The sequence below is a fragment of the Klebsiella sp. I138 genome, from assembly GCF_051131765.1.
Classification (GTDB): domain Bacteria; phylum Pseudomonadota; class Gammaproteobacteria; order Enterobacterales; family Enterobacteriaceae; genus Klebsiella.
Window position 1 is genome coordinate 2,883,898 of sequence record NZ_CP180447.1, and the last position, 22,677, is coordinate 2,906,574.

General features: G+C 53.3%; 20 protein-coding genes. 9 read left to right on the forward strand and 11 right to left on the reverse strand.

Annotation, left to right across the window (positions count from 1 at the left end):
* Window positions 1-42 precede the first annotated feature (42 nt).
* The gene (locus tag ACMYSK_RS13460; protein WP_434636011.1) at window positions 43-501 is read right to left on the reverse strand and encodes an Lrp/AsnC family transcriptional regulator; all 459 of its coding nucleotides are present in this window, start codon (window positions 499-501) and stop codon (window positions 43-45) included.
* Window positions 502-616: 115 nt separating this feature from the next.
* Here ACMYSK_RS13460 and ACMYSK_RS13465 point away from each other — a divergent pair, with 115 nt between their 5' ends.
* Window positions 617-1,669: a PLP-dependent cysteine synthase family protein gene (locus ACMYSK_RS13465; protein ID WP_434636012.1), complete on the forward strand. Its 1,053-nt coding sequence runs from the start codon at window positions 617-619 to the stop codon at window positions 1,667-1,669.
* Window positions 1,670-1,713: 44 nt separating this feature from the next.
* Here ACMYSK_RS13465 and cof read toward each other — a convergent pair whose 3' ends face one another.
* Window positions 1,714-2,532, reverse strand: coding sequence for an HMP-PP phosphatase (gene cof, locus ACMYSK_RS13470; RefSeq protein ID WP_434636013.1), 819 nt, complete (start codon window positions 2,530-2,532; stop codon window positions 1,714-1,716).
* 195 nt (window positions 2,533-2,727) lie between these two features.
* Between cof and ACMYSK_RS13475 the strand changes: the two genes are divergently transcribed.
* Window positions 2,728-4,428, forward strand: a complete 1,701-nt coding sequence (locus ACMYSK_RS13475) for an SgrR family transcriptional regulator (protein ID WP_434644097.1) — start codon at window positions 2,728-2,730, stop codon at window positions 4,426-4,428.
* 66 nt (window positions 4,429-4,494) lie between these two features.
* Entirely contained in the window at window positions 4,495-5,190 is a 696-nt protein-coding gene (gene queC, locus ACMYSK_RS13480) for a 7-cyano-7-deazaguanine synthase QueC (protein WP_434636015.1), read from the forward strand.
* A gap of 119 nt (window positions 5,191-5,309) precedes the next feature.
* Here queC and ACMYSK_RS13485 read toward each other — a convergent pair whose 3' ends face one another.
* The 9 genes from ACMYSK_RS13485 to bolA form a co-directional block, all read right to left on the reverse strand.
* Window positions 5,310-5,711, reverse strand: a complete 402-nt coding sequence (locus ACMYSK_RS13485) for a YbgC/FadM family acyl-CoA thioesterase (protein ID WP_434636016.1) — start codon at window positions 5,709-5,711, stop codon at window positions 5,310-5,312.
* 108 nt (window positions 5,712-5,819) lie between these two features.
* Window positions 5,820-6,176, reverse strand: a complete 357-nt coding sequence (locus ACMYSK_RS13490) for a helix-hairpin-helix domain-containing protein (protein WP_434636018.1) — start codon at window positions 6,174-6,176, stop codon at window positions 5,820-5,822.
* Between the two features lie 148 nt (window positions 6,177-6,324).
* Entirely contained in the window at window positions 6,325-8,199 is a 1,875-nt protein-coding gene (ppiD, locus tag ACMYSK_RS13495; protein WP_434636019.1) for a peptidylprolyl isomerase, read from the reverse strand.
* A gap of 213 nt (window positions 8,200-8,412) precedes the next feature.
* The gene (hupB, locus tag ACMYSK_RS13500; protein ID WP_002444653.1) at window positions 8,413-8,685 is read right to left on the reverse strand and encodes a nucleoid-associated protein HU-beta; all 273 of its coding nucleotides are present in this window, start codon (window positions 8,683-8,685) and stop codon (window positions 8,413-8,415) included.
* A gap of 207 nt (window positions 8,686-8,892) precedes the next feature.
* On the reverse strand, window positions 8,893-11,247 hold the full coding sequence (gene lon / locus ACMYSK_RS13505; RefSeq protein WP_434644100.1) for an endopeptidase La: 2,355 nt from the start codon (window positions 11,245-11,247) through the stop codon (window positions 8,893-8,895).
* Window positions 11,248-11,431: 184 nt separating this feature from the next.
* Entirely contained in the window at window positions 11,432-12,706 is a 1,275-nt protein-coding gene (gene clpX / locus ACMYSK_RS13510) for an ATP-dependent protease ATP-binding subunit ClpX (protein ID WP_434636020.1), read from the reverse strand.
* A 132-nt stretch (window positions 12,707-12,838) separates the two neighbouring features.
* Window positions 12,839-13,462, reverse strand: a complete 624-nt coding sequence (gene clpP / locus ACMYSK_RS13515; protein WP_123755699.1) for an ATP-dependent Clp endopeptidase proteolytic subunit ClpP — start codon at window positions 13,460-13,462, stop codon at window positions 12,839-12,841.
* A 360-nt stretch (window positions 13,463-13,822) separates the two neighbouring features.
* Window positions 13,823-15,121: a trigger factor gene (tig, locus tag ACMYSK_RS13520; protein WP_434636021.1), complete on the reverse strand. Its 1,299-nt coding sequence runs from the start codon at window positions 15,119-15,121 to the stop codon at window positions 13,823-13,825.
* A gap of 342 nt (window positions 15,122-15,463) precedes the next feature.
* Complete coding sequence (bolA, locus tag ACMYSK_RS13525) at window positions 15,464-15,781, reverse strand: transcriptional regulator BolA (RefSeq protein WP_434636022.1); 318 nt, start codon at window positions 15,779-15,781, stop codon at window positions 15,464-15,466.
* 427 nt (window positions 15,782-16,208) lie between these two features.
* Between bolA and ACMYSK_RS13530 the strand changes: the two genes are divergently transcribed.
* From ACMYSK_RS13530 to ACMYSK_RS13555, 6 genes are all read left to right on the forward strand, one after another.
* Window positions 16,209-16,787, forward strand: a complete 579-nt coding sequence (locus ACMYSK_RS13530; RefSeq protein WP_434636023.1) for a lipoprotein — start codon at window positions 16,209-16,211, stop codon at window positions 16,785-16,787.
* Window positions 16,788-16,830: 43 nt separating this feature from the next.
* Window positions 16,831-18,306, forward strand: coding sequence for a muropeptide MFS transporter AmpG (gene ampG, locus ACMYSK_RS13535; RefSeq protein WP_434636024.1), 1,476 nt, complete (start codon window positions 16,831-16,833; stop codon window positions 18,304-18,306).
* Between the two features lie 480 nt (window positions 18,307-18,786).
* Window positions 18,787-19,734 (forward strand): cytochrome o ubiquinol oxidase subunit II, encoded by a 948-nt coding sequence (gene cyoA / locus ACMYSK_RS13540; protein WP_434636025.1) that lies wholly within the window; start codon window positions 18,787-18,789, stop codon window positions 19,732-19,734.
* A 19-nt stretch (window positions 19,735-19,753) separates the two neighbouring features.
* Window positions 19,754-21,745, forward strand: coding sequence for a cytochrome o ubiquinol oxidase subunit I (gene cyoB / locus ACMYSK_RS13545; protein ID WP_434636026.1), 1,992 nt, complete (start codon window positions 19,754-19,756; stop codon window positions 21,743-21,745).
* Window positions 21,735-22,346, forward strand: coding sequence for a cytochrome o ubiquinol oxidase subunit III (locus tag ACMYSK_RS13550; RefSeq protein WP_041144312.1), 612 nt, complete (start codon window positions 21,735-21,737; stop codon window positions 22,344-22,346). Before cyoB ends, ACMYSK_RS13550 begins: the two co-directional genes overlap by 11 nt.
* Window positions 22,346-22,675, forward strand: a complete 330-nt coding sequence (locus ACMYSK_RS13555; RefSeq protein WP_434636027.1) for a cytochrome o ubiquinol oxidase subunit IV — start codon at window positions 22,346-22,348, stop codon at window positions 22,673-22,675. The genes ACMYSK_RS13550 and ACMYSK_RS13555 overlap by 1 nt, the downstream gene beginning before the upstream one ends.
* Window positions 22,676-22,677 lie beyond the last annotated feature (2 nt).

Sequence of the window (22,677 nt, forward strand, 5' to 3'; positions counted from 1 at the left end):
GCAGTTAAATCCTGAGTGTATAAATCGTCGCGGCAAGCGCCGTTAATCAATAGGTAAGGCAGTGGTGTATTTTATCTGTTCCATCGCGAAACTCGAAGTGACATCAGACAGCCCCGGAACGCTGTTCACCAACCGTTTATAAAAATCATCGTAGCGTTTCATATCCGCTACCTGCACCCGTAGCAGGTAATCATACTCTCCCGCCATACGCCAGAAGCCGAGGACTTCCGCCATTTGCGTGACCTCGCTGACAAAGCGACAGTACCAGTCGCTGCTGTGATGCTGGGTCTTAATCAGCACAAACGCCGTCAAACCGAGGCCGAGTTTCTCCGCATCCAGCAGCGCCACGCGCCCGAGCAGGATGCCGTCATCCTCAAGCCGCTTCAGCCGTTTCCAGCAGGGCGTGGTGGTCAGATTAACGGCATCAGCCAGCGCCTGCAAAGAGAGGGTGCAGTCAGTTTGCAGCAAAGAAAGCAGCTTACGGTCAATTTTATCTAACACAGGGCACCTCTGGAGAAAATTTTGCTCCTTTTATTGTAATTGAAAGGCTAAATAGCAACAATTTTTCCTCACACTTCCGCTAAGCTGGGCACAAAATGACAAACAGGAAATGACGATGAATAGCGCCTGGGTAAAACACGCAATCAGTGAAATCAACGCCGATTATCAGCGATCTGCCGATACGCATCTTATTCGCCTGGCGCTACCCGGATTTCCGGGTATTCAGATCTACCTGAAGGATGAGAGCACCCATCCTACCGGCAGCCTGAAGCACCGCCTGGCGCGTTCTCTGTTCCTCTACGGCCTGTGTAATGGCTGGATTAAAGAAGGGACGACGATTATCGAAGCCTCTTCCGGCTCGACGGCGGTTTCGGAAGCCTACTTTGCCCGTCTGCTAGGCCTGCCGTTTATCGCCGTCATGCCTTCCTGCACGGCAAAACGCAAAATTGAGCAGATTGAGTTTTATGGCGGACGTTGCCACTTCGTCGAGAGCGCGTGTGAAATCTATGCTGCATCCGAGAGACTGGCTCGCGAACTGAACGGCCATTATATGGATCAGTTCACTTTCGCCGAACGGGCAACGGACTGGCGCGGCAATAACAATATTGCCGACAGCATTTTCCGGCAGATGACCCATGAGCCGCATCCGCAGCCCTCTTACATTGTGATGAGCGCGGGAACCGGTGGGACATCGGCCACCATTGGCCGCTATATCCGCTGTCAGGGATATGATACTCAGCTGCTGGTCGTTGATCCGCAAAACTCGGTCTTCCTCGATTACTGGCAGAGTCGTGATGCCGGCCTGCGCAGCGCGGTCGGAAGTAAAATTGAAGGTATTGGCCGCCCGCGCGTCGAGCCGTCATTTATCCCTGATGTTGTCGATGAAATGCTGCGGGTACCGGACGCAGCCAGCGTCGCCACCGCTCTGTGGCTGGAAACGCTGCTGGGGCGTAAAGTCGGCGCCTCTACCGGTACTAACATGTGGGGCGTGCTTGAGCTTGCCGTGCGTATGCGCGCTGAGGGTCGAACCGGCTCAATCGTCACCCTGCTGTGCGATAGCGGCGAACGCTATCTGGAAAGCTATTACAACCCGCAGTGGGTAGCAAACCAGATCGGGGACATCACGCCGTGGCAGGCAAAAATCGCGGCGCTGATAAATACGCAATAAAAAAAGCCAGACGCAGTGGCGCCTGGCTTGCTGGAAGGGTCTGTTTATTCGGGGGAATAAGGAAGATCGGGATTATCCAGCCAATGTGTTAAAAAGTGAGAGACCGCCTCATGACGGCAGTCTCCGATAACCGGTAAATGCGGCAGTTCAGCTTTGAGCTGCGGCATGGCGTTGCCCATAATGACCCCGCGACCGACGCTGCCGAGCATCTCGCGGTCATTCATGGCGTCGCCAAACGCCATACAATCCTGCATGGTCAGGCCAAGATGCTGGCTAAGTACCCCCAACGCAGCACCTTTATTACAGCCATTCGGCAATACTTCCAGACATTCAAACGCGGAGAAGCAAATGTGCGCGCGATCCCCAAGCGCCTCAGCGAGCTGAACATTAAGCCGCAGGAGATCTGCGTGATCGCCGCAGAAGCAAACCTTGGTGACGTTATCCACCGGCATTCGTTTTGGATCGAATATCTGGTACTGGAAGCCGCTGAAAATATGCGCTTTCAGCAGATCAGGCATCTCCTGGCCGGTATACCAGCCCCCGTCATTAAAGACGTGCATGCTGGCCGCTGTGTCCCAGCGACGGTGGAGCACCGCTTCCGCTACGCCAGGATCGAGATCGCTACGATGCAGCTCTTCTCCGTCCAGCGCATGAATCCGCGTACCGTTGCCGGTAATTAAATAGGCATCCAGTGAGAATTCACCGATAACATGGCGCATTTCCAGCGCGTGGCGCCCCGTGGCAAAGGTCAGGGTAATGTCACGATCGCGCAGGCGCTTCAGCGTTGAGAGCGTTGACGTTCCCAGACGATGGTCCGGCAGCAGCAGCGTACCGTCCATATCAAATGCAGCGAGTCTTGCCATGTTCCGCTCCCAAAAGCGCGATGAGTTTTACTTGAGTTCCAGTATTGCCTGAGATATACGGAAGTAATAGTGAATAGATAAATTTTATTGTTCCGGGTTTATAATCGACCGCTTGCGCTGTCATGAAGGGGCGCAGCGCCGGGACGGGTCGGGTAACCGCAGCCAACGCAGAGGCAGGTTGAAGGATAAAGTGTGATGAGATTGCTGAATCGACTAAACCAGTACCAGCGCCTGTGGCTCCCCTCCTCCGGTGCGCCGCAGCAGGTAACCGTTGGTGAACTGGCCGAACGCTGCTTTTGCAGCGAGCGCCATATCCGAACGCTGTTACGCCAGGCCCAGGAGGCCGGCTGGTTAAGCTGGCAGGCCAGCTCCGGGCGCGGGAAGCGCGGCACCCTGATTTTTCACACCACGCCAGAAGCCTTACGTAATGAGATGATGGAACTGGCGCTGAGCAACGGGCAGCAGAAAAACGCGCTGGAGCTGGCTCAGCTGGCAACGGCGGAGCTGAAGGCGCTGCTGTCGCCTTTTCTGGGCGGCCAGTGGCAAAATAATACGCCCACTCTGCGTATTCCCTACTATCGTCCACTTGAGGCGTTACAGCCCGGTTTTTTACCTGGCCGCGCGGAGCAGCATCTTGCCGGGCAAATTTTTTCCGGGCTGACGCGCTTCGATGCACAGAGTACCTCTCCGGTCGGCGATTTAGCCCATCACTGGCAGGTCTCACCGGACGGCCTGCGCTGGCAGTTTTATATTCGCTCAACGCTGTTCTGGCATAACGGCGATCCGATAGAAACGCCGCAGCTCCAGCGGCGGCTCCTGATGCTGCTAAAGCTACCTGCCCTACGCACGCTATTTACCAGCATCAGTCAAATTAATGTCACGCACGCACAGTGTCTGACTATTATCCTGCATCGTCCGGATTACTGGCTGCCGTTTCGCCTTGCCAGCTACTGCAGCGTGCTGGCGCACCCCGACGATCCGACGATCGGCAGCGGTCCGTTCCGCCTGAAGCTGTTCAGCCCTGAGCTGGTACGGCTGGAAAATCACCCGCGCTATCATCTGAGCCACCCGCTGATTCAGGCGGTAGAGTACTGGATCACGCCTCAGCTGTTTGAACAGAATCTGGGTACCAGCTGTCGACACCCGGTACAAATTACGATTGGTGACCCGGACGAGTTAACCAATCTTCGTCAGGTCAGCAATAGTATCAGCCTCGGTTTTTGCTACCTGACTTTGCACCACAGCCCTCGACTCAGTAAAGACCAGGCGCAGCGTCTGATATCGCTTATTCACCGCTCCTCGCTGCTGAAGACACTTCCACTCGATGAAGATTTGATTACCCCCAGCAACGAGGTGCTGCCCGGATGGACAATTCCTCAGGGGCCGGAGAATCAGGATGTCCCTCTACCCAAACGGCTTACGCTGTTGTATCACCTGCCTGTCGAACTGCATACGATGGCAGAACAGCTTCGCCTCCGACTTGCCGACCTCGGCTGCGAACTGAAGCTAATTTTTCACAATGCAAAAAACTGGCACGGTTGCCAGGAGCTGGTACAAGCGGATTTAGTCATGGGCGATAGGCTGATCGGTGAAGCGCCGGAATACACGCTGGAGCAGTGGCTTCGCTGCGACACGATGTGGCCCAATTTACTGACCGGAGCACAATATGCCCATCTGCAGGCAACCCTGGATGCTGTTCAGGCACAGCCGGATGAACGCAGTCGCTATGAAGCATTGCGCAATGTCTTCAACAATCTGATGGACGATGCCATCATGACGCCGCTGTTTAATTACAATTATCGGATCAGCGCCCCGCCAGGGGTCAACGGCCTGCGGCTTAATGCCCGAGGTTGGTTTGATTTCACCAGCGCCTGGCTACCGCCATCGCCGCCGTGATGGCGCTGGTCGCCGCGCTCATCAGGCGCTACCATATCGCTCTCACTTTGATTGCCAGGAATTGCCATGAAACGCGCCGTAGTTGTCTTCAGCGGAGGACAAGATTCAACAACCTGCCTGGTGCAGGCTCTGCAACAGTATGATGAAGTGCACTGCGTCACTTTTGATTATGGCCAACGCCACCGCGCGGAAATTGACGTCGCTCGTGAGCTCGCGCTGAAGCTAGGAGCAGTTGCCCATAAGGTGCTGGACGTGACGCTGCTCAACGAGCTTGCCGTCAGCAGCCTGACCCGCGATAACATTCCGGTCCCGGACTACGAGCCAGAGGCCAGCGGTATCCCGAATACTTTCGTGCCGGGGCGTAATATCCTGTTTTTAACCCTGACGGCTATTTATGCCTACCAGGTTAAGGCGGAAGCCATTATTACCGGCGTCTGCGAAACCGATTTCTCCGGCTACCCTGACTGTCGCGATGAGTTTGTCAAAGCGCTTCACCACGCGGTGAGCCTGGGCATGGCAAAAGATATTCGCTTCGAAACGCCGCTGATGTGGCTTAACAAAGCCGAGACATGGGCCTTAGCCGATTACTGGAGCCAGTTAGACCTGGTGCGCCGTGAAACCCTGACCTGCTATAACGGCATTAAAGGCGATGGTTGCGGGCAGTGCGCAGCCTGTAATCTACGTGCCAACGGGCTAAGTCAGTACCTGGCCGATCGGCCAGGTATTATGGCGGCGATGAAGCAGAAGACCCGGCTCCAATAACTGCTTATTTCCCGGTGCCGCTACGCTGACCGGGCTACAGGCTCACCGCCGTCTGCGGTCCGGTAGCCCGGACGGGTGCGCAGCACCGCCTCCGGGACATTCGCCGCAAAGATAGTCAGTTAGCACTGCTCTATCTGTTCCAGCTTCTCGCGCAGCTCACCTTCAAGCGGCAGTGCCTTCTGCGTTTTTAAATCAATGCAGACAAAGGTAATCACCGCATCCGCCACGACTTCACCTTCAGGATTGAGGGTGACCGTCTGGTTTAGGGTACCGCTTTTGCCATTGAGCTGCTGCAAGTGGCTGGTGACGGTTAATACATCCCCCAGCACCGCCGGACGGCGATAGTTGATATTAATGTTCACCACGACAAAAGCGATGTTGCGCGCGGTCATCCACTGGAACGCGGCGCTGTTCTCCAGGCCATCCCAGCGCGCCTCTTCAAGAAACTCAAGGTAGCGAGCATTGTTAACGTGCTGATAAACATCAAGGTGATATCCGCGAACTTTGATTTGTGTCTGCATAGCGCAAATGCCTTAGTCTTATTGTCATATTGAGGTCAGAGGTCACACCACTTGCGTGACCTCTTTAGTCTGGCAAAGATTTGCAGCTGTGCAAGCCTGGAAAGTAAATTACAGCATCAGATGCGATAGATTTCGTTCGACCAGAGAGTGCCCCATTCCCGGTACCTGCCTGAGATCGTCGACGGTTTTAAACGGCCCGTACTCTTCGCGATAGCTGACAATGGCCTGCGCTTTCTTCAGACCAACGCCATTCATCGCCTGAACCAACTCTTCCGCACTGGCGCTATTGATGCTGACCCGGGTTTTCCCCTCCGCCGTGTCTGGCTTGTCAGGCACCTTCACCAGCACAGGCTGCTCCCCTGCCTTTGAGGTTACCGGGGCTTTATCGTTGGCTGATACAGCCTGACTTTCCGCCGCACAAAGCAGCAGGGCTGCGGCAATCATCGTTTTAACACCTCTTTTCATGCTGTGTTCTCCTTGTGTGTAGACAGCGAGGCCACGATAGCGAGCGCAGAAAAGGAGTACAAAAGACAAAAAGCAGAAATGGAAAAGGCCGCGAAAGCGGCCTTTGAGAATTACATCACGTTACTGACTTTTGCGAAGCGTCGCGAAACTATTGCTGCTGGTCGATAGCATCGCCAAGCTTAATTTTCGCAGACTTACGCAGGTTGCTCATCAGCGCTTCGAAAGCGATCTGGGCATTGTTCTGCGTGATGCCTTGAACCATGGCTGCTTTCTGCGCTTCCGGCATGTCGCCTGCTTTAACGCCATCCAGCGCCAGCAGAACCACGTTACCTTTGATGTCACTACCGATACCGTAGCCAGGTTTACCTTCCTGCGGCAGTGGCAGAGCAAACGCCGCCTGGCTTAATGGATCCTGACCGGTACGTGTCAACGTCTGCGCAGGACCAAAGCTTAAACCAGCCGCTTTCATCGCTTCGTCACCTTTGCCATCTTTAAGCGCTGCCAGCAGTTTGTCTGCATCCAGCTTCGCCTGCTGTTCAGCTTTGGTGTGTTTCACGATATCGATAACCTGTGCTTTCACGTCTGCCAGCGGTTTCACCGCTTCCGCTTTGTGCTCGCTGATGCGCAGAACAAATGCGCGATCGCCATCAACAGTGATGATATCGGAGTTGCTGCCCGGCGTACCGTTCTCACCCACCAGGCCACCGTTGAAGATAGCATCGGAAACCGGTTTAAAGTTCAGCTCTTCCGGCAGATTATCACGCCCAAACCAGCCGGTTTCGGTGACTTTCACATTTGCAGCCTGCGCAGCGCCTGCCAGAGATTCGTTATCATTGCTGGCTGCGTCGCTGACTTTCTGCTGCAACGCGTAGTAGGCATCCAGCGCTTTTTCCTGCTTCACTTTCGACGCGATATCATCACGAACTTCAGTCAGAGGTTTCACTTTCGCCGGCTGAACATCGTCAAGACGCACCACCAGGAACCCGACAGACGATTTGATCACGCCAGAAAGCTGGCCTTTTTCTTTCAGACCGGCATTTTTCAGCTCCGGTACCGTTGCAGCATCTTCCATCCAGCCCATATCGCCGCCGTTGCGGGCAGAGATAATGTCGGTAGATTTTTCTTTCGCCAACGTGGCGAAATCGGTCCCTTTCTTCAGTTCATCCAGGACGGCCTGAGCATCTGCTTCGGTCTTCGTCTGAATCACGCTGTAGCGGTTACGCTGCGGCTGCGTGAACTGATCCTGATGCTGGTCATACCATGACTGAATTTCTTCGTCAGAGGCGTTCTCCTGCATGCCAGCCGCATCCATTTTGATGTAGCTCACGCGGAACTGCTCCGGCGCCATGAAACGGGCCTGGTTCTGCTGGTAGTAAGCTTCGACTTCCGCATCGGTCACCGTCTGCTTCGCCGCCAGGGCGTTCACATCGATGGTGGCTTCGCGCACTATGCGCTGCTGGGATACCAGCGCCGCCAGTTGGTCGGACTCACCGGAGAGCATGAAGTCAGTACCCGCGATGGCATTGATCAGCTGCTGCGTTGTCAGCTGGTTGCGCAGCGCCTGAGCGTACTGGTCGGTGGTCATGCCCATTTGATTCACGATACCGCTAAAACGTTCGTTATCGAACTTGCCGTTGGTCTGGAAAGCCTGGGTCTGGAAAATCGCCTGCTTGACCTGAGCATCGCTGACGCTCAGCCCGAGCTCGCGGGCATACTGGTCAAGCAGCGACTCGTCAATCAGACGGTTCAGCACCTGCTGACGCATGGTTTTCATGTAGTTTTCGTTGGCCGCCAGTTCAGAAAACTGATCGCCAAGCTGCTGCTGCATACGGTTACGTTCGCTGGCAACGGCATTTTCAAACTGTGAGCGACCAATTTCCTGGTCGTTAACTTTCGCGGCATAATTGTTACTGCCGCCAATCAGGTAACCACTCACCCCGGTCAATATGAACGAGACAATGATGATACCGAAAATAATCTTGAGCACGACGCTATTGGCGGCCGTGCGTAGGTTGTCCATCATGGTGTAACAACGCTCCGCTGTAGATGACTTTAGCTCGCGCAGCATAGCACGTGATGGCTGCCGCGCGTGAGGGCCTATTTTGACAAGAAAATGGGGTGATTGTCAGCCCACAAGTGCGTACAAACACAGATAAAGTCGGGTTTCGGACAAATAAAAAAGGCACATCTCGCGATGCGCCCTTGTACTTCGTCACATTCCCTGATGGGAAGCCGATCAGTTTACCGCGTCTTTCAGCGCTTTACCGGCACGGAAACCCGGCACTTTGGCAGCAGCGATGGTAATTTCTTTACCTGTTTGCGGGTTGCGACCAGTACGGGCAGCGCGCTCTTTCACAGCAAAGGTACCAAACCCGACCAGCGCAACGTCATCCCCAGCCTGCAGAGATTCAGTAACAGAAGCAATTAAAGCATCTAACGCACGTCCGGCTGCAGCTTTAGAAATGTCCGCACCCGCAGCAATTTTGTCAATCAGTTGAGATTTATTCACTGTTCTCTTCCTCTCTTTATAATTTATATCGCACCAGAATCCTTCGTGGTGCGACCGCGCAGCAGTTATATCAGGACTGTCATGCCCTTACAACAGAGTTGTAGATGACCCCCTGCCAGCGATCTAAGTTAGCTACACAAAAAAAGGCTGGCAAGTACGAATTGACTTCCCAGCCCCACTTTTCTTAGCGCTATTTGCGCGAAATCACTATTTTGCCGTGACGACCTGCATACCGAACGGTTCGTTCTGCAACGCAAGTGTCAGAACTTCCTCAATTCGTTTCACCGGATGGATATCTAAATCGGCAATAACGTTATCTGGAATTTCTTCAAGGTCACGTTTATTTTCATCAGGAATCAGAACAGTCTTAATACCGCCGCGATGTGCCGCCAGCAGTTTTTCCTTCAGACCGCCGATTGGCAGCACCTGGCCACGCAGGGTAATTTCCCCCGTCATCGCAACGTCAGCACGAACCGGATTCCCCGTCAGGCAGGACACCAGCGCAGTGCACATGGCGATACCGGCGCTCGGACCATCTTTCGGCGTCGCCCCTTCCGGTACGTGAACGTGAATATCACGTTTCTCGTAGAAATCCGGATTAATCCCCAGTTTATCCGCACGTGAACGGACCACGGTCAGCGCAGCCTGAATAGACTCCTGCATCACTTCACCCAGCGAACCGGTGTAGGTCAGTTTGCCTTTCCCCGGCACGCAGGCGGTTTCAATGGTCAGCAGATCGCCGCCCACTTCCGTCCACGCCAGACCGGTAACCTGGCCGACGCGATTTTCGCTATCCGCACGACCGTAGTCATAGCGCTGTACGCCAAGGAAATCATGCAGGTTATCGCCATTAATCGTGATGTGCTTCAGGGACTTATCCAGCAGCAGCTGTTTAACCGCCTTGCGGCACAGTTTGGAGATTTCACGCTCCAGCCCACGCACGCCCGCTTCGCGGGTGTAGTAGCGAATAATCCCGACGATCGCGCTGTCCTCAACGGTCAGCTCGCCTTTTTTCAGCGCATTGCGCTCGATCTGCTTCGACAGCAGATGGCGTTTTGCGATGTTCAGTTTTTCATCTTCGGTGTAACCGGACAGACGAATCACTTCCATACGGTCCAGCAGCGGTGCCGGAATGTTCATGGAGTTAGAGGTCGCCACAAACATGACATCGCTGAGATCGTAGTCCACTTCCAGATAGTGGTCGTTAAAGGCCACGTTCTGTTCAGGATCCAGGACTTCCAGCAGCGCTGAAGCCGGATCGCCGCGCATGTCGGAGGACATTTTATCGATCTCATCAAGCAGGAACAGCGGGTTTTTTACCCCCACTTTCGCCATTTTCTGGATCAGCTTGCCCGGCATTGAGCCAATATAGGTACGGCGGTGACCGCGGATTTCCGCTTCGTCACGCACGCCGCCCAGCGCCATACGCACGTACTTACGTCCGGTCGCTTTGGCGATGGACTGGCCCAGAGAGGTTTTACCCACCCCCGGCGGCCCGACCAGGCACAGGATCGGCCCTTTCAGCTTGTTCACGCGGCTCTGCACTGCGAGATACTCAAGGATACGATCCTTCACGCGCTCCAGACCATAGTGGTCGGTATCGAGGATCTCCTGAGCCTGACGCAGATCTTTTTTGACCTTGCTACGAGCACTCCACGGCACCTGCACCATCCAGTCGATGTAGCCACGTACGACGGTCGCTTCGGCCGACATCGGCGACATCATCTTCAGCTTTTGCAGTTCCGCTTCGGTTTTTTCTTTTGCCTCTTTCGGCATTTTTGCCGCGTCGATCTTGCGCTTCAGCGCTTCGTTCTCGTCCGGGGCATCGTCCATCTCGCCAAGTTCTTTCTGGATGGCCTTCATCTGCTCATTCAGATAGTACTCACGCTGAGACTTTTCCATCTGCTTTTTGACACGGTTGCGAATACGCTTCTCAACCTGCAGCAGATCGATTTCCGATTCCATCATCGCCATCAGATATTCCAGACGTTCGTTAATGTCGGACATCTCGAGGACGGACTGCTTATCTGCCAGCTTCAGCGGCATGTGGGCAGCGATGGTATCAGCCAGACGTGCAGGATCGTCGATGCTATTGAGCGACGTCAGCACTTCCGGTGGGATTTTCTTGTTCAGTTTGATATAGCCTTCAAACTGACCAATCGCGGTACGAACCAGCACTTCCTGCTCGCGTTCGTCGATCGCTGGCGATTCGAGGTACTCCGCTTTCGCTGAAAAATGCTCACCGTTATCCGATAATGCTGAAATACGCGCGCGCTGCAGGCCTTCAACCAGCACTTTGACGGTGCCATCAGGCAGCTTCAGCATCTGTAAAATTGACGCCACGGTCCCGACGGTGAAAAGATCATTTACACCCGGCTCATCCGTCGAAGCTTCTTTCTGCGCAACCAGCATGATTTTTTTATCATGGTCCATAGCCGCTTCAAGACAACGGATAGATTTTTCCCGCCCTACAAACAGGGGTATGACCATGTGCGGATAAACCACCACATCGCGCAACGGCAATACGGGGATTTCAATGCGTTCAGAACGCTCAGGATTCATAGAGCTCTCTCTTAGTTTAAAGTCCGCCAGGTAGCCAGCGGCACGACTCGTCATCGCGTCGCCGTTAATATGTAATCCAGTATATGGGGATGTATTCCACACATTCAACGGCGGGAATGCAGGAAAAATAAAAGGGGAGATAAAATCCCCCCTTTTTGTTTAACTGCTTGAGCAAGTTGGCTAATTATTCACCAGATGCCTGCTGTGCTTCCGGTTTTCCGTAGATCAGCAGCGGCTTGCTTTGCCCTTCGATAACCGAAGCGTCGATAACCACTTTTTCCACGTCTTCCATCGATGGAAGATCGTACATGGTATCGAGCAGCGCCGCTTCAACGATAGAACGCAGGCCACGGGCGCCGGTTTTACGCGCCATCGCTTTTTTGGCGATAGCATCCAGCGCTTCATCACGGAACTCCAGCTCAGCCCCTTCCAGATTGAACAATGCCTGATACTGTTTGGTCAGGGCATTTTTCGGCTCTTTCAGGATCTGAATCAGCGCTTCTTCGCTCAGCTCATTCAGCGTGGCAACAACCGGAAGACGACCGATAAACTCAGGAATCAGGCCAAACTTGATCAGATCTTCCGGCTCAACCTGAGACAGCAGCTCGCCTTCGCTCGCTTTGTCAGATTTGGCTTTCACCGTCGCACCGAAACCAATACCCGAACCGGTTTCAACGCGATGAGAAATGACCTTATCCAGGCCGGCAAACGCGCCGCCGCAGATAAACAGAATCTTGGAGGTATCAACCTGCAAGAACTCCTGCTGCGGATGCTTGCGCCCGCCCTGCGGTGGTACCGCGGCAACGGTGCCTTCGATAAGCTTCAGCAGCGCCTGCTGCACGCCTTCGCCAGAGACATCGCGGGTAATCGACGGGTTATCCGATTTACGGGAAATTTTGTCGATTTCATCGATATATACGATACCGCGCTGCGCTTTCTGCACGTCATAGTCGCATTTCTGCAGCAGCTTCTGAATGATGTTTTCAACGTCCTCACCAACATAACCCGCTTCGGTCAGGGTGGTGGCGTCAGCCATGGTGAACGGAACATCCAGCAGGCGCGCCAGCGTTTCCGCCAGCAGCGTTTTACCGGAACCCGTCGGCCCGATCAGCAGAATGTTACTTTTGCCCAGCTCAACGCCGTTGCTGGTGTCACCATTGCGCAGGCGTTTGTAGTGGTTGTATACCGCAACGGCCAGCACTTTTTTCGCCGGTTCCTGGCCGATAACATAATCGTCCAGGTGGTGGCGGATTTCGTGCGGAGTCGGCAGCGCACTGCGCTCGCGATGCGGTGCGACTTCTTTAATCTCTTCGCGAATGATGTCGTTACATAAATCAACGCATTCGTCGCAGATATACACGGATGGCCCGGCGATCAGCTTACGCACTTCATGCTGGCTTTTGCCGCAAAAAGAGCAATACAACAGTTTGCCCGAACCATCTTTGCGTTTATCTGTCATGAGTCCAAACCTCTTATTAAGTTCTTTGTGCCGCACACGACGACGCAAATGCCATTCTCAGGCGCAAGTCGCTTATCAGCGTTGTGCCGCCCTACTTCAGACAAGTATAGCGGCACCCTTACGCCAGGGGCATCAATTACGATGGGTCAAAATGGAATCGACCAGGCCGTATTCCACCGCTTCAGAGGCGGAAAGGAAACGATCACGCTCGGTGTCGGTCTCAATCTGCTCCAGGGATTTACCCGTATGGTGTGCCATCAGTTCATTCATCCGACCCTTCACTTTCAGGATCTCCCGGGCGTGAATTTCGATATCCGTCGCCTGGCCCTGATAGCCGCCCAGCGGCTGGTGGATCATCACGCGAGAGTTCGGCAGGCAGAAACGCTTGCCTTTTGCCCCTGCGGTTAACAGGAAGGCGCCCATTGAACACGCCTGGCCCATACAGATGGTGCTCACGTCAGGCTTGATGAACTGCATGGTGTCGTAAATTGACATCCCGGCGGTGATCACCCCGCCCGGAGAGTTAATGTATAAATAAATGTCTTTTTCCGGGTTTTCTGCTTCCAGAAAAAGCATCTGCGCCACGATCAGGTTCGCCATGTGGTCTTCCACCTGGCCGGTCAGAAAGATGACGCGTTCCTTGAGCAGACGGGAATAGATATCAAAAGAACGTTCACCGCGCGAGGTCTGTTCAATGACCATCGGCACCAGGGCCATATGGGGTGCAAAGTTATCTCGTTCGCCACTGTATGACATTTCCGTCTCCTGGATTAATTTTGAATAAACCTGCCGCACTGATTGTAACCTTATGGACGGATTATCAGCCAGAGTCTTCTGTCCGTCATCATTCAAATTACCTGAATATCGGCCTTATGCCTGCAGGCTGAACGAATCGGGAAAGACACGCTTCGTCATTATGCATGATTTCACGTGTGCAGTTTCGTCTCCTCGTAATGGGGACGATGCAATCATAATTCAAGCATAACAAGCTTTTGTCGTAACGCTATCATTGATATCGCGTTTTCGCACTCATCCTGAAGCTATTGCTGCGATAAAAAAAAACCCGCCGCCTTCCGGCAACGGGTTTGACCTGAACCTTAAACCGCGTGGGCGAAATTACGCCTGCTGGTTCATCAGTTCATTGAAGGTCGTGGCTTTTTCAGACACTTTCGCTTTTGCCAGAACGGCTTCAACAGCCTGCTCTTCCAGCGCAACGTTACGCATGTTGTCCATCAGTTCGTTGTTTTTGCTGTAGAACTCAACAACTTCTTTCGGATCTTCGTAAGCGGAAGCCATCTCTTCGATCAGGCCTTTTACGCGTTCGTCGTCAGCTTTCAGCTCGTTGGTACGAATCACTTCGCCCAGCAGCAGACCAACAACAACGCGGCGCTTAGCCTGCTCTTCGAACAGTTCGCGCGGCAGTTCCAGCGCCTGGTTCTCATTGCCACCGAAACGCTGAGCAGCCTGGCGACGCAGAACGTCGATTTCGCTGTCGATCAGTGCAGCCGGTACGTCGATGTCGTTGGCTTTAACCAGACCTTCGATCGCCTGAGACTTCACGCGGTTACGCACGGCGCCTTTCAGCTCGCGATCCATGTTTTTACGCACTTCAGCGCGCAGACCTTCTACGGAACCATCTTCAACGCCGAAACGTTTGATGAATTCAGCAGTCAGTTCCGGCAGTTCACGTTCTTCAACTTTTTTCAGGTTGATGACGAACTTAGCCGCTTTACCTTTCAGGTTTTCTGCGTGGTATTCTTCCGGGAAGGTCACATCGATAGTGAACTCTTCGCCAGCTTTGTGGCCTTTGATACCGTCTTCAAAGCCCGGGATCATACGACCCTGGCCCATCGCCAGTACGAAGTCAGACGCTTTGCCGCCTTCGAACTCTTCACCGTCAACAGAACCGGAGAAGTCGATGGTTACGCGGTCTTCTGCTTCAACTGCACCGTCTTTGTCTTTCCAGTTAGCCTGCTGCTTACGCAGAGTGTCCAGCATGGTGTCGACGTCGGCTTCGGTCACTTCAACAACCGGTTTTTCAACTTCGATTGATTCCAGACCCTGCAGCTCAACTTCCGGATAAACTTCGAACTCTACCGCGTAGGTGAAGTCTTCACCCAGCTTGTATTCGCCCGGAACATAGTTCGGTGCGCCAGCCGGATTGATTTTCTCTTTGATGATCGCGTCAACGAAGTGACGGCTCATCAGGTCGCCCAGCACGTCCTGGCGAACGGATGCGCCATAACGCTGAGCAACAACATTCATCGGCACTTTCCCTTTACGGAAGCCGTCAATGCGAACTTTTTTCGCCACGTTGACCAGCTCGCTTTTGACAGCATTCTCGATGCTGTCAGCGGCGATAGTAATCGTTACACGGCGCCCAAGGCCCTGAGTGGTTTCAACTGAAACTTGCATCTTGTTACCTCAAAAAAATCACAGTGCTCGGTCAACTCTGGAAGCGCGTGTACGTTGCTTCGCAGAACCGGGATGCCCTCTTCAATCAGAAACACATTCCCTGTCGTCAGAATCATCCCGAAGACATTCATATAAGACGCGGCATTATAGCGGCATCACTTTTGTGAGTCGAGAACGGTTGTCGCCCACTGCTGCGGCATTTTTCACATTTCCCGCGCAAATTTGCCTTTAAAAGCACCCGCAGAGCACATTTTCAGACAAAACAAAACGGCCCGCAGGCCGTTTTTTGATAAATCTTCACGCAACATACTGGAAAAGCTCCAGCGGTTGCAAATACGATTTCTAGGCGATACTTCCCGCACCGCGACAAGCAGGAGACGCAAAGACGGTATCCTGCAGTCCTTCCCATTCTTTAATCGTATAGGTATGCAGCGCCAGCGCATGCACGGTGCTCGACAGCTCCTCGGTCAACGTACCGTAGATCATACGGTGACGATTAAGGAAACGCTCGCCGGTGAAACGATCGCTCACCAACACCACTTTAAAATGACTTTCAGAGCCCGCTGGGACATTGTGGCGATAACTTTCATCCACGACTTCGAGATACACGGGGTCGAACGCTGCCCTAAGTTTTGCTTCGATCTGTTCACGTATCATCATGAATTTTCTCCTCCGACAACGCTGAGATGCCGCCATTCCTTTTAAATGTTAGCCGCTTTTACCGCTTCCATTAGGTGAAAACAACAAAAAATTAGCATTCATCTGATATTTTCATTCAAAAGTATCAAGTTTACTCACTGTCTCCCCCAGAACGTCCGCCCGGATCGCGATAAAAATGGGGGGCGGCGATAAAATGCACAACGCGATGAATTTACATGCGTTGCCACTTCCCCTCGCCGTTGGCGATGTTATGATGGCGGTAATTTTCCTCAATGACCCTAAATAAATTCGAGCGACGGAAAGGCTGCAAACGGGAGAGTCCTCAGGAACTTGCTGAAGCGAGTGACGAGGGTGAACAAAAGCCGCTAACGCAACTGCCGCTTGAAGTATGCCGGGTATAACCACACCATGCGCTGAGACCCTGAACATGTTTAAGAAAATTCTTTTCCCGCTGGTCGCGATGTTTATGCTGGCAGGATGCGCGACGCCGCCGACCACCATTGATGTATCGCCGAAAATGAGCCTGCCGCAGCAGGACCCAAGCCTGATGGGCGTCACCGTCAGCATTAACGGTGCCGATCAGCGTCCGGATCAGGCGCTGGCGAAAGTGACCCGCGATAACCAACAGGTTACGCTGACCGCCTCCCGCGATCTGCGCTTCCTGCTGCAGGAAGTCCTTGAGAAACAAATGACAGCGCGCGGTTATATGATTGGGCCAAACGGCGCCGTCGATCTGCAAATCATCGTGAACAAACTGTATGCCGACGTTTCCCAGGGTAGCGTGCGATACAACATCGCCACCAAGGCGGATATCGCGATTATCGCCACCGCAGCAAACGGCACTAAGATGACCAAAAACTATCGCGCAAGCTACTCTGTGGAAGGCGCCTTCCAGGCTTCCAACCAGAATATTGCCAATGCGGTAAACAGCGTCCTGACCGATACCATCGCCGATATGGCGCAGGACACCAGCATTCATGATTTCATCAAGCAAAACGCGCGTTGATCGTTCGCAAACCCGGCCTCGCGCCGGGTTTGCGCTATAAGCTATGTCCAACAACTACTTACGCATTTTTCAGCAGCCTAAATCAGCCATTTTGCTGATCCTTGGGTTTGCTTCCGGTTTGCCTCTTGCTCTGACCTCCGGCACGCTCCAGGCGTGGATGACCGTTGAGAATATCGATTTGAAAACGATCGGTTTTTTCTCGCTGGTCGGTCAGGCTTACGTCTTTAAATTTCTCTGGTCGCCGTTAATGGACCGCTACACGCCGCCGTTCCTTGGCCGGCGTCGCGGCTGGCTGCTGACCACCCAGTTCCTGCTGCTTATCGCCATTGCCGCTATGGGGTTTCTCGAGCCCGCCAGCCAGCTCCGCTGGATGGCCGCATTAGCGGTGGTTATCGCCTTCTGTTCCGCATCACAGGACATCGTCTTCGACGCATGGAAAACCGATGTGCTGCCGGCAGAGGAGCGCGGCGCGGGGGCGGCCATCAGCGTACTGGGCTATCGCCTTGGGATGCTGGTGTCCGGGGGGTTGGCGCTATGGCTGGCTGACCGCTGGCTCGGCTGGCAGGGAATGTACTGGCTGATGGCCGTATTGCTGATTCCCTGCATTATCGCCACATTGCTGGCCCCGGAGCCGAGCGATGTCATTCCGGTACCAAAAAGCCTCGAACAGGCGGTCGCCGAACCGCTGCGCGATTTCTTCGGGCGCAATAACGCCTGGCTGATCCTGCTGCTAATCGTCCTTTATAAGCTCGGCGATGCCTTTGCGATGAGTCTGACCACCACGTTTTTGATTCGCGGAGTCGGTTTTGATGCCGGCGAGGTCGGAATGGTCAATAAAACGCTGGGGCTTTTCGCGACGATTGTTGGCGCGCTCTACGGTGGCGTATTAATGCAGCGCCTTACCCTGTTTCGCGCGCTGCTGATTTTCGGGATATTACAGGGCGTATCCAATGCCGGTTACTGGCTGCTGTCGATTACCGATAAGCATCTTTACTCGATGGCCACGGCGGTCTTTTTCGAAAACCTGTGTGGCGGTATGGGCACGGCGGCCTTTGTCGCACTATTAATGACGCTGTGTAATAAATCGTTTTCCGCTACCCAGTTTGCTTTGCTGTCTGCACTGTCGGCAGTCGGGCGCGTGTATGTCGGGCCCATTGCGGGTTGGTTCGTTGAAGCCCACGGCTGGCCAACTTTTTATCTGTTCTCCGTCTTTGCCGCTATCCCAGGGATTATGCTGCTGCTGGTCTGCCGACAAACGCTGGAGCACACTCAGCGCACCGGCAGCTTTATACCACGCACGCACTATCCGCAGGCCTATGCGCTGGCGCTGCTTATCCTGGCGGCAGGCTCGCTGATGCTGGGGGTATGGCTGGTGTTGCTGGTGCTCAATGCCCTCGACTACACCGCTTTTTCCTTCCTGCCAGGCATGCTTGAAATAGCGGCACTCACGGCTATCGCCGGCATTCTGCTCGGGAGTCTGCTTGATTATCTGGCCTTGCGGAAGACAGCGCTGATTTAATGGGCAGTTACGATGTTATTAGCCGTTGCAATCACTGAACGTAATTATAACGGCTTATTAACGATTTTATATTGTTCCTTTTTCATTTGTTGTTTTGTGCGCTTTAAATTTTTGGAAATTATCGACAACTTTTATTCAAAACATTAAATAATTTAACCGATTCAGCAAAAGTGATTTAATATCCCTGCGTTACAATGTCTTTTATTTGATAATTAATTGTTAATTAGTTGTGTTATTTTCCGTGTGTTTATACTCATTATCCCATAAGCCCACTCATTCTTATCCCTTTCGTTATGGTTCCTGCAAATACCGGGCTTTGCAAGCATCAGCAACACACTCAGTTACATATGTGACAAAGCAAGCAGAACCCACTAACACGGAACTGACACAGCTCCAATCATGTTTACAGTAATGCAACCTTCCCGTAAAATGCCCGCACACTTTAAGCGCCACCAGATTCCGTGGAATTGAGGTCGTTCAATGAGACTTAGGAAATACAATAAAAGTTTGGGATGGATGTCATTAATCGCAGGTACTGTATTACTCAGTGGTTGTGATGCTGCGCTCCTTGACCCAAAAGGACAGATTGGACTGGAGCAACGTTCTCTGATACTGACGGCCTTTGGCCTGATGATGATTGTCGTTATTCCCGCCGTCTTAATGGCAGTAGGATTTGCCTGGAAGTATCGTGCAAGCAATAAAGATGCGAAGTATAGCCCGAACTGGTCACACTCCAACAAAGTTGAAGCAGTGGTCTGGACGGTTCCTATTCTGATCATCCTGTTCCTGGCCGTTCTGACCTGGAAAACCACTCACGCACTTGAGCCAAGCAAACCGCTTGCTCACGAAGAGAAACCGATCGTCATCGAAGTTGTTTCGATGGACTGGAAATGGTTCTTTATCTATCCGGAACAGGGTATTGCTACCGTCAACGAAATCGCCTTCCCGGCGAACGTACCGGTACACTTTAAAGTGACCTCTAATTCCGTGATGAACTCGTTCTTTATCCCACGTTTAGGCAGCCAGATTTACGCAATGGCCGGGATGCAGACTCAGCTGCACCTCATCGCGAATGAAACTGGCACTTATGACGGTATCTCCGCCAGCTATAGCGGCCCGGGCTTCTCTGGAATGAAGTTCAAAGCTATCGCCACGCCGGATCGTGCATCCTTCGATCAGTGGGTAGCGAAAGCAAAACAGTCTTCGAACACCATGGATTCCATGGCTGCCTTCGAAAAAGTGGCTGCGCCTAGCGAATACAACAAAGTGGAATACTTCTCTAACGTGAAGCCAGATTTGTTTAAAGACGTTATCGGCAAATTCATGTCTCACGGCAAGAGTATGGACATGTCCCAACCTGAAGGCGAGCACGCAGCGCACGAAGGAATGGAAGGCATGGACATGAGCCACGCGGAAACCGCTCACTAAGGGACCGAGGAAGAAAACGATGTTCGGAAAACTAACACTGGATGCAGTCCCCTATCACGAACCAATTATCGTGATTACGGTCGCTGCAATCATCATCGGGGGACTGGCGCTTCTGGCGGCAATCACTTACTTCGGTAAGTGGTCCTACCTGTGGAAAGAGTGGCTGACTTCGGTCGACCACAAAAGACTCGGTATCATGTATGTCATCGTAGCAATCGTCATGTTGCTGCGTGGCTTTGCTGACGCCGTTATGATGCGTAGCCAGCAGGTGCTGGCCTCGGCCGGGGATGCGGGCTTCCTGCCTCCTCATCACTACGATCAGATCTTTACCGCCCACGGCGTTATCATGATCTTCTTCGTAGCGATGCCGTTTGTTATCGGTCTGATGAACCTTGTGGTTCCGCTGCAGATCGGTGCGCGCGACGTGGCGTTCCCGTTCCTGAACAACCTGAGCTTCTGGTTCACCGTTGTGGGCGTGATTCTGGTTAACCTGTCTCTGGGCGTCGGTGAGTTCGCACAGACCGGTTGGCTGGCCTATCCGCCGCTTTCGGGAATCGAGTACAGTCCGGGCGTTGGGGTCGATTACTGGATCTGGGCGCTTCAGCTCTCCGGTATCGGGACAACCTTAACCGGTATTAACTTCTTTGTGACCATTATCAAGATGCGTGCCCCTGGCATGACGATGTTCAAGATGCCCGTGTTCGCCTGGGCATCTCTGTGCGCCAACATCCTGATTATCGCCTCCTTCCCAATTCTGACCGTCACCGTCGCGCTGCTGACCCTGGACCGCTACCTGGGCACCCATTTCTTTACCAATGATATGGGTGGCAACATGATGATGTACATCAACCTGATTTGGGCCTGGGGCCACCCGGAAGTGTATATCCTGGTTCTGCCGGTCTTCGGGGTGTTCTCCGAAATCGCCGCAACCTTCTCGCGTAAGCGTCTGTTCGGCTATACCTCGCTGGTATGGGCAACCATTTGTATTACCGTTCTGTCGTTCATCGTTTGGCTGCACCACTTCTTCACCATGGGTGCCGGTGCGAACGTAAACGCCTTCTTCGGTATTACAACCATGATTATCGCCATCCCGACCGGGGTGAAGATCTTCAACTGGCTGTTCACTATGTACCAGGGACGTATCGTCCTGAACTCTGCCATGCTGTGGACAATCGGTTTCATCGTCACCTTCTCGGTCGGCGGCATGACCGGTGTACTGCTGGCGGTACCGGGCGCAGACTTCGTGCTGCACAACAGCCTGTTCCTGATTGCCCACTTCCATAACGTCATTATCGGTGGTGTGGTATTCGGTTGCTTCGCCGGTCTGACCTACTGGTGGCCCAAAGCCTTCGGCTTTACGCTGAACGAAACCTGGGGCGTACGTGCGTTCTGGTTCTGGATCATCGGCTTCTTCGTAGCGTTTATGCCGCTGTACGTGCTGGGCTTCATGGGGATGACTCGTCGTCTGAGCCAGCAAATCGATCCGCAGTTCCACCCGATGCTGGTTGTTGCAGCATGCGGTGCGGCGCTGATCGCTTGCGGTATCCTGTGCCAGCTGATTCAGTTCTACGTGTCCATCCGCGATCGCGATCAAAACCGCGACCTGACCGGTGACCCGTGGGGCGGCCGTACTCTGGAGTGGGCAACCTCTTCTCCTCCGCCGTTCTATAACTTTGCTATCGTTCCGAACGTCCACGAGCGCGATGCGTTCTGGGAAATGAAAGAAAAAGGCGAAGCGTACAAGAAACCTGCTGGCTATGAAGAGATTCATATGCCAAAAAACAGCGGCGCAGGCATTGTTATTGCTGCCTTTGCTACGGTGTTTGGTTTCGCAATGATCTGGCATATCTGGTGGATGGCGATTGTTGGCTTTGTCGGCATCGTTGTGACCTGGATTATTAAGAGCTTTGACGAAGACGTGGATTACTACGTGCCGGTTGCAGAAGTCGAAAAACTGGAAGGTCAGCATTTCGATGAAATTAACAAAGCGGGGCTGAAAAATGGCAACTGATACTCTTGCGCATAACGCCCACGGACACGACCACGGGCATCACGATACAGGGCCGATGAAGGTATTCGGCTTCTGGATCTACCTGATGAGCGACTGCATTATCTTCGCTACCCTGTTCGCCACTTATGCCGTTCTGGTGAACGGCACGGCTGGCGGGCCGACCGGTAAAGATATTTTTGAACTGCCGTTCGTTCTGGTTGAAACTGCTCTGCTGCTGTTCAGCTCCATCACCTACGGCATGGCGGCTATCGCCATGTACAAAAACAACAAGAGCCAGGTTGTTTCCTGGCTGGCGCTGACCTTCCTCTTCGGGGCAGGGTTCATCGCGATGGAACTCTATGAATTCCATCACCTGATTGTTGAAGGTATGGGTCCGGATCGCAGCGGCTTCCTGTCAGCGTTCTTTGCGCTGGTAGGCACGCACGGTCTGCACGTCACCTCCGGTCTGATCTGGATGGCGGTGCTGATGTTCCAGGTTTCGCGTCGCGGCCTGACCCCAACTAACCGTACCCGTATCATGTGCCTGAGCCTGTTCTGGCACTTCCTGGACGTGGTGTGGATCTGCGTGTTCTCGGTTGTTTATCTGATGGGGGCAATGTAATGAGTCATTCTAGCGATCATAACGGCGCTTCTCACGGCAGCGTAAAGAGCTACATGACGGGATTCATCCTGTCGATCATTCTGACGGTCATTCCGTTTGCTATGGTTATGAGTGGCTCCGCATCGCATGCGGCTATTCTGGGTACCATCCTGGTCACCGCTGTTGTGCAGATTCTGGTACACCTGGTGTACTTCCTGCACATGAACAGCAAATCTGACGAAGGTTGGAACCTGACCGCGTTTGTCTTCACCGTAATCATCATTGCTATCGTTGTTGTGGGTTCCATCTGGATTATGTGGAACCTGAACTACAACATGATGATGCACTAAGA

What these genes read in the sequence shown, in the direction of transcription:
- ACMYSK_RS13465 (WP_434636012.1), top strand. Translation starts at nt 617, where the DNA reads ATGAATAGCGCCTGGGTAAAACACGCAATCAGTGAAATCAACGCCGAT.
- cof (WP_434636013.1), bottom strand. Translation starts at nt 2,532, where the DNA reads ATGGCAAGACTCGCTGCATTTGATATGGACGGTACGCTGCTGCTGCCG.
- ACMYSK_RS13475 (WP_434644097.1), top strand. Translation starts at nt 2,728, where the DNA reads ATGAGATTGCTGAATCGACTAAACCAGTACCAGCGCCTGTGGCTCCCC.
- queC (WP_434636015.1), top strand. Translation starts at nt 4,495, where the DNA reads ATGAAACGCGCCGTAGTTGTCTTCAGCGGAGGACAAGATTCAACAACC.
- ACMYSK_RS13485 (WP_434636016.1), bottom strand. Translation starts at nt 5,711, where the DNA reads ATGCAGACACAAATCAAAGTTCGCGGATATCACCTTGATGTTTATCAG.
- ACMYSK_RS13490 (WP_434636018.1), bottom strand. Translation starts at nt 6,176, where the DNA reads ATGAAAAGAGGTGTTAAAACGATGATTGCCGCAGCCCTGCTGCTTTGT.
- ppiD (WP_434636019.1), bottom strand. Translation starts at nt 8,199, where the DNA reads ATGATGGACAACCTACGCACGGCCGCCAATAGCGTCGTGCTCAAGATT.
- lon (WP_434644100.1), bottom strand. Translation starts at nt 11,247, where the DNA reads ATGAATCCTGAGCGTTCTGAACGCATTGAAATCCCCGTATTGCCGTTG.
- clpX (WP_434636020.1), bottom strand. Translation starts at nt 12,706, where the DNA reads ATGACAGATAAACGCAAAGATGGTTCGGGCAAACTGTTGTATTGCTCT.
- clpP (WP_123755699.1), bottom strand. Translation starts at nt 13,462, where the DNA reads ATGTCATACAGTGGCGAACGAGATAACTTTGCACCCCATATGGCCCTG.
- tig (WP_434636021.1), bottom strand. Translation starts at nt 15,121, where the DNA reads ATGCAAGTTTCAGTTGAAACCACTCAGGGCCTTGGGCGCCGTGTAACG.
- bolA (WP_434636022.1), bottom strand. Translation starts at nt 15,781, where the DNA reads ATGATGATACGTGAACAGATCGAAGCAAAACTTAGGGCAGCGTTCGAC.
- ACMYSK_RS13530 (WP_434636023.1), top strand. Translation starts at nt 16,209, where the DNA reads ATGTTTAAGAAAATTCTTTTCCCGCTGGTCGCGATGTTTATGCTGGCA.
- ampG (WP_434636024.1), top strand. Translation starts at nt 16,831, where the DNA reads ATGTCCAACAACTACTTACGCATTTTTCAGCAGCCTAAATCAGCCATT.
- cyoA (WP_434636025.1), top strand. Translation starts at nt 18,787, where the DNA reads ATGAGACTTAGGAAATACAATAAAAGTTTGGGATGGATGTCATTAATC.
- cyoB (WP_434636026.1), top strand. Translation starts at nt 19,754, where the DNA reads ATGTTCGGAAAACTAACACTGGATGCAGTCCCCTATCACGAACCAATT.
- ACMYSK_RS13550 (WP_041144312.1), top strand. Translation starts at nt 21,735, where the DNA reads ATGGCAACTGATACTCTTGCGCATAACGCCCACGGACACGACCACGGG.
- ACMYSK_RS13555 (WP_434636027.1), top strand. Translation starts at nt 22,346, where the DNA reads ATGAGTCATTCTAGCGATCATAACGGCGCTTCTCACGGCAGCGTAAAG.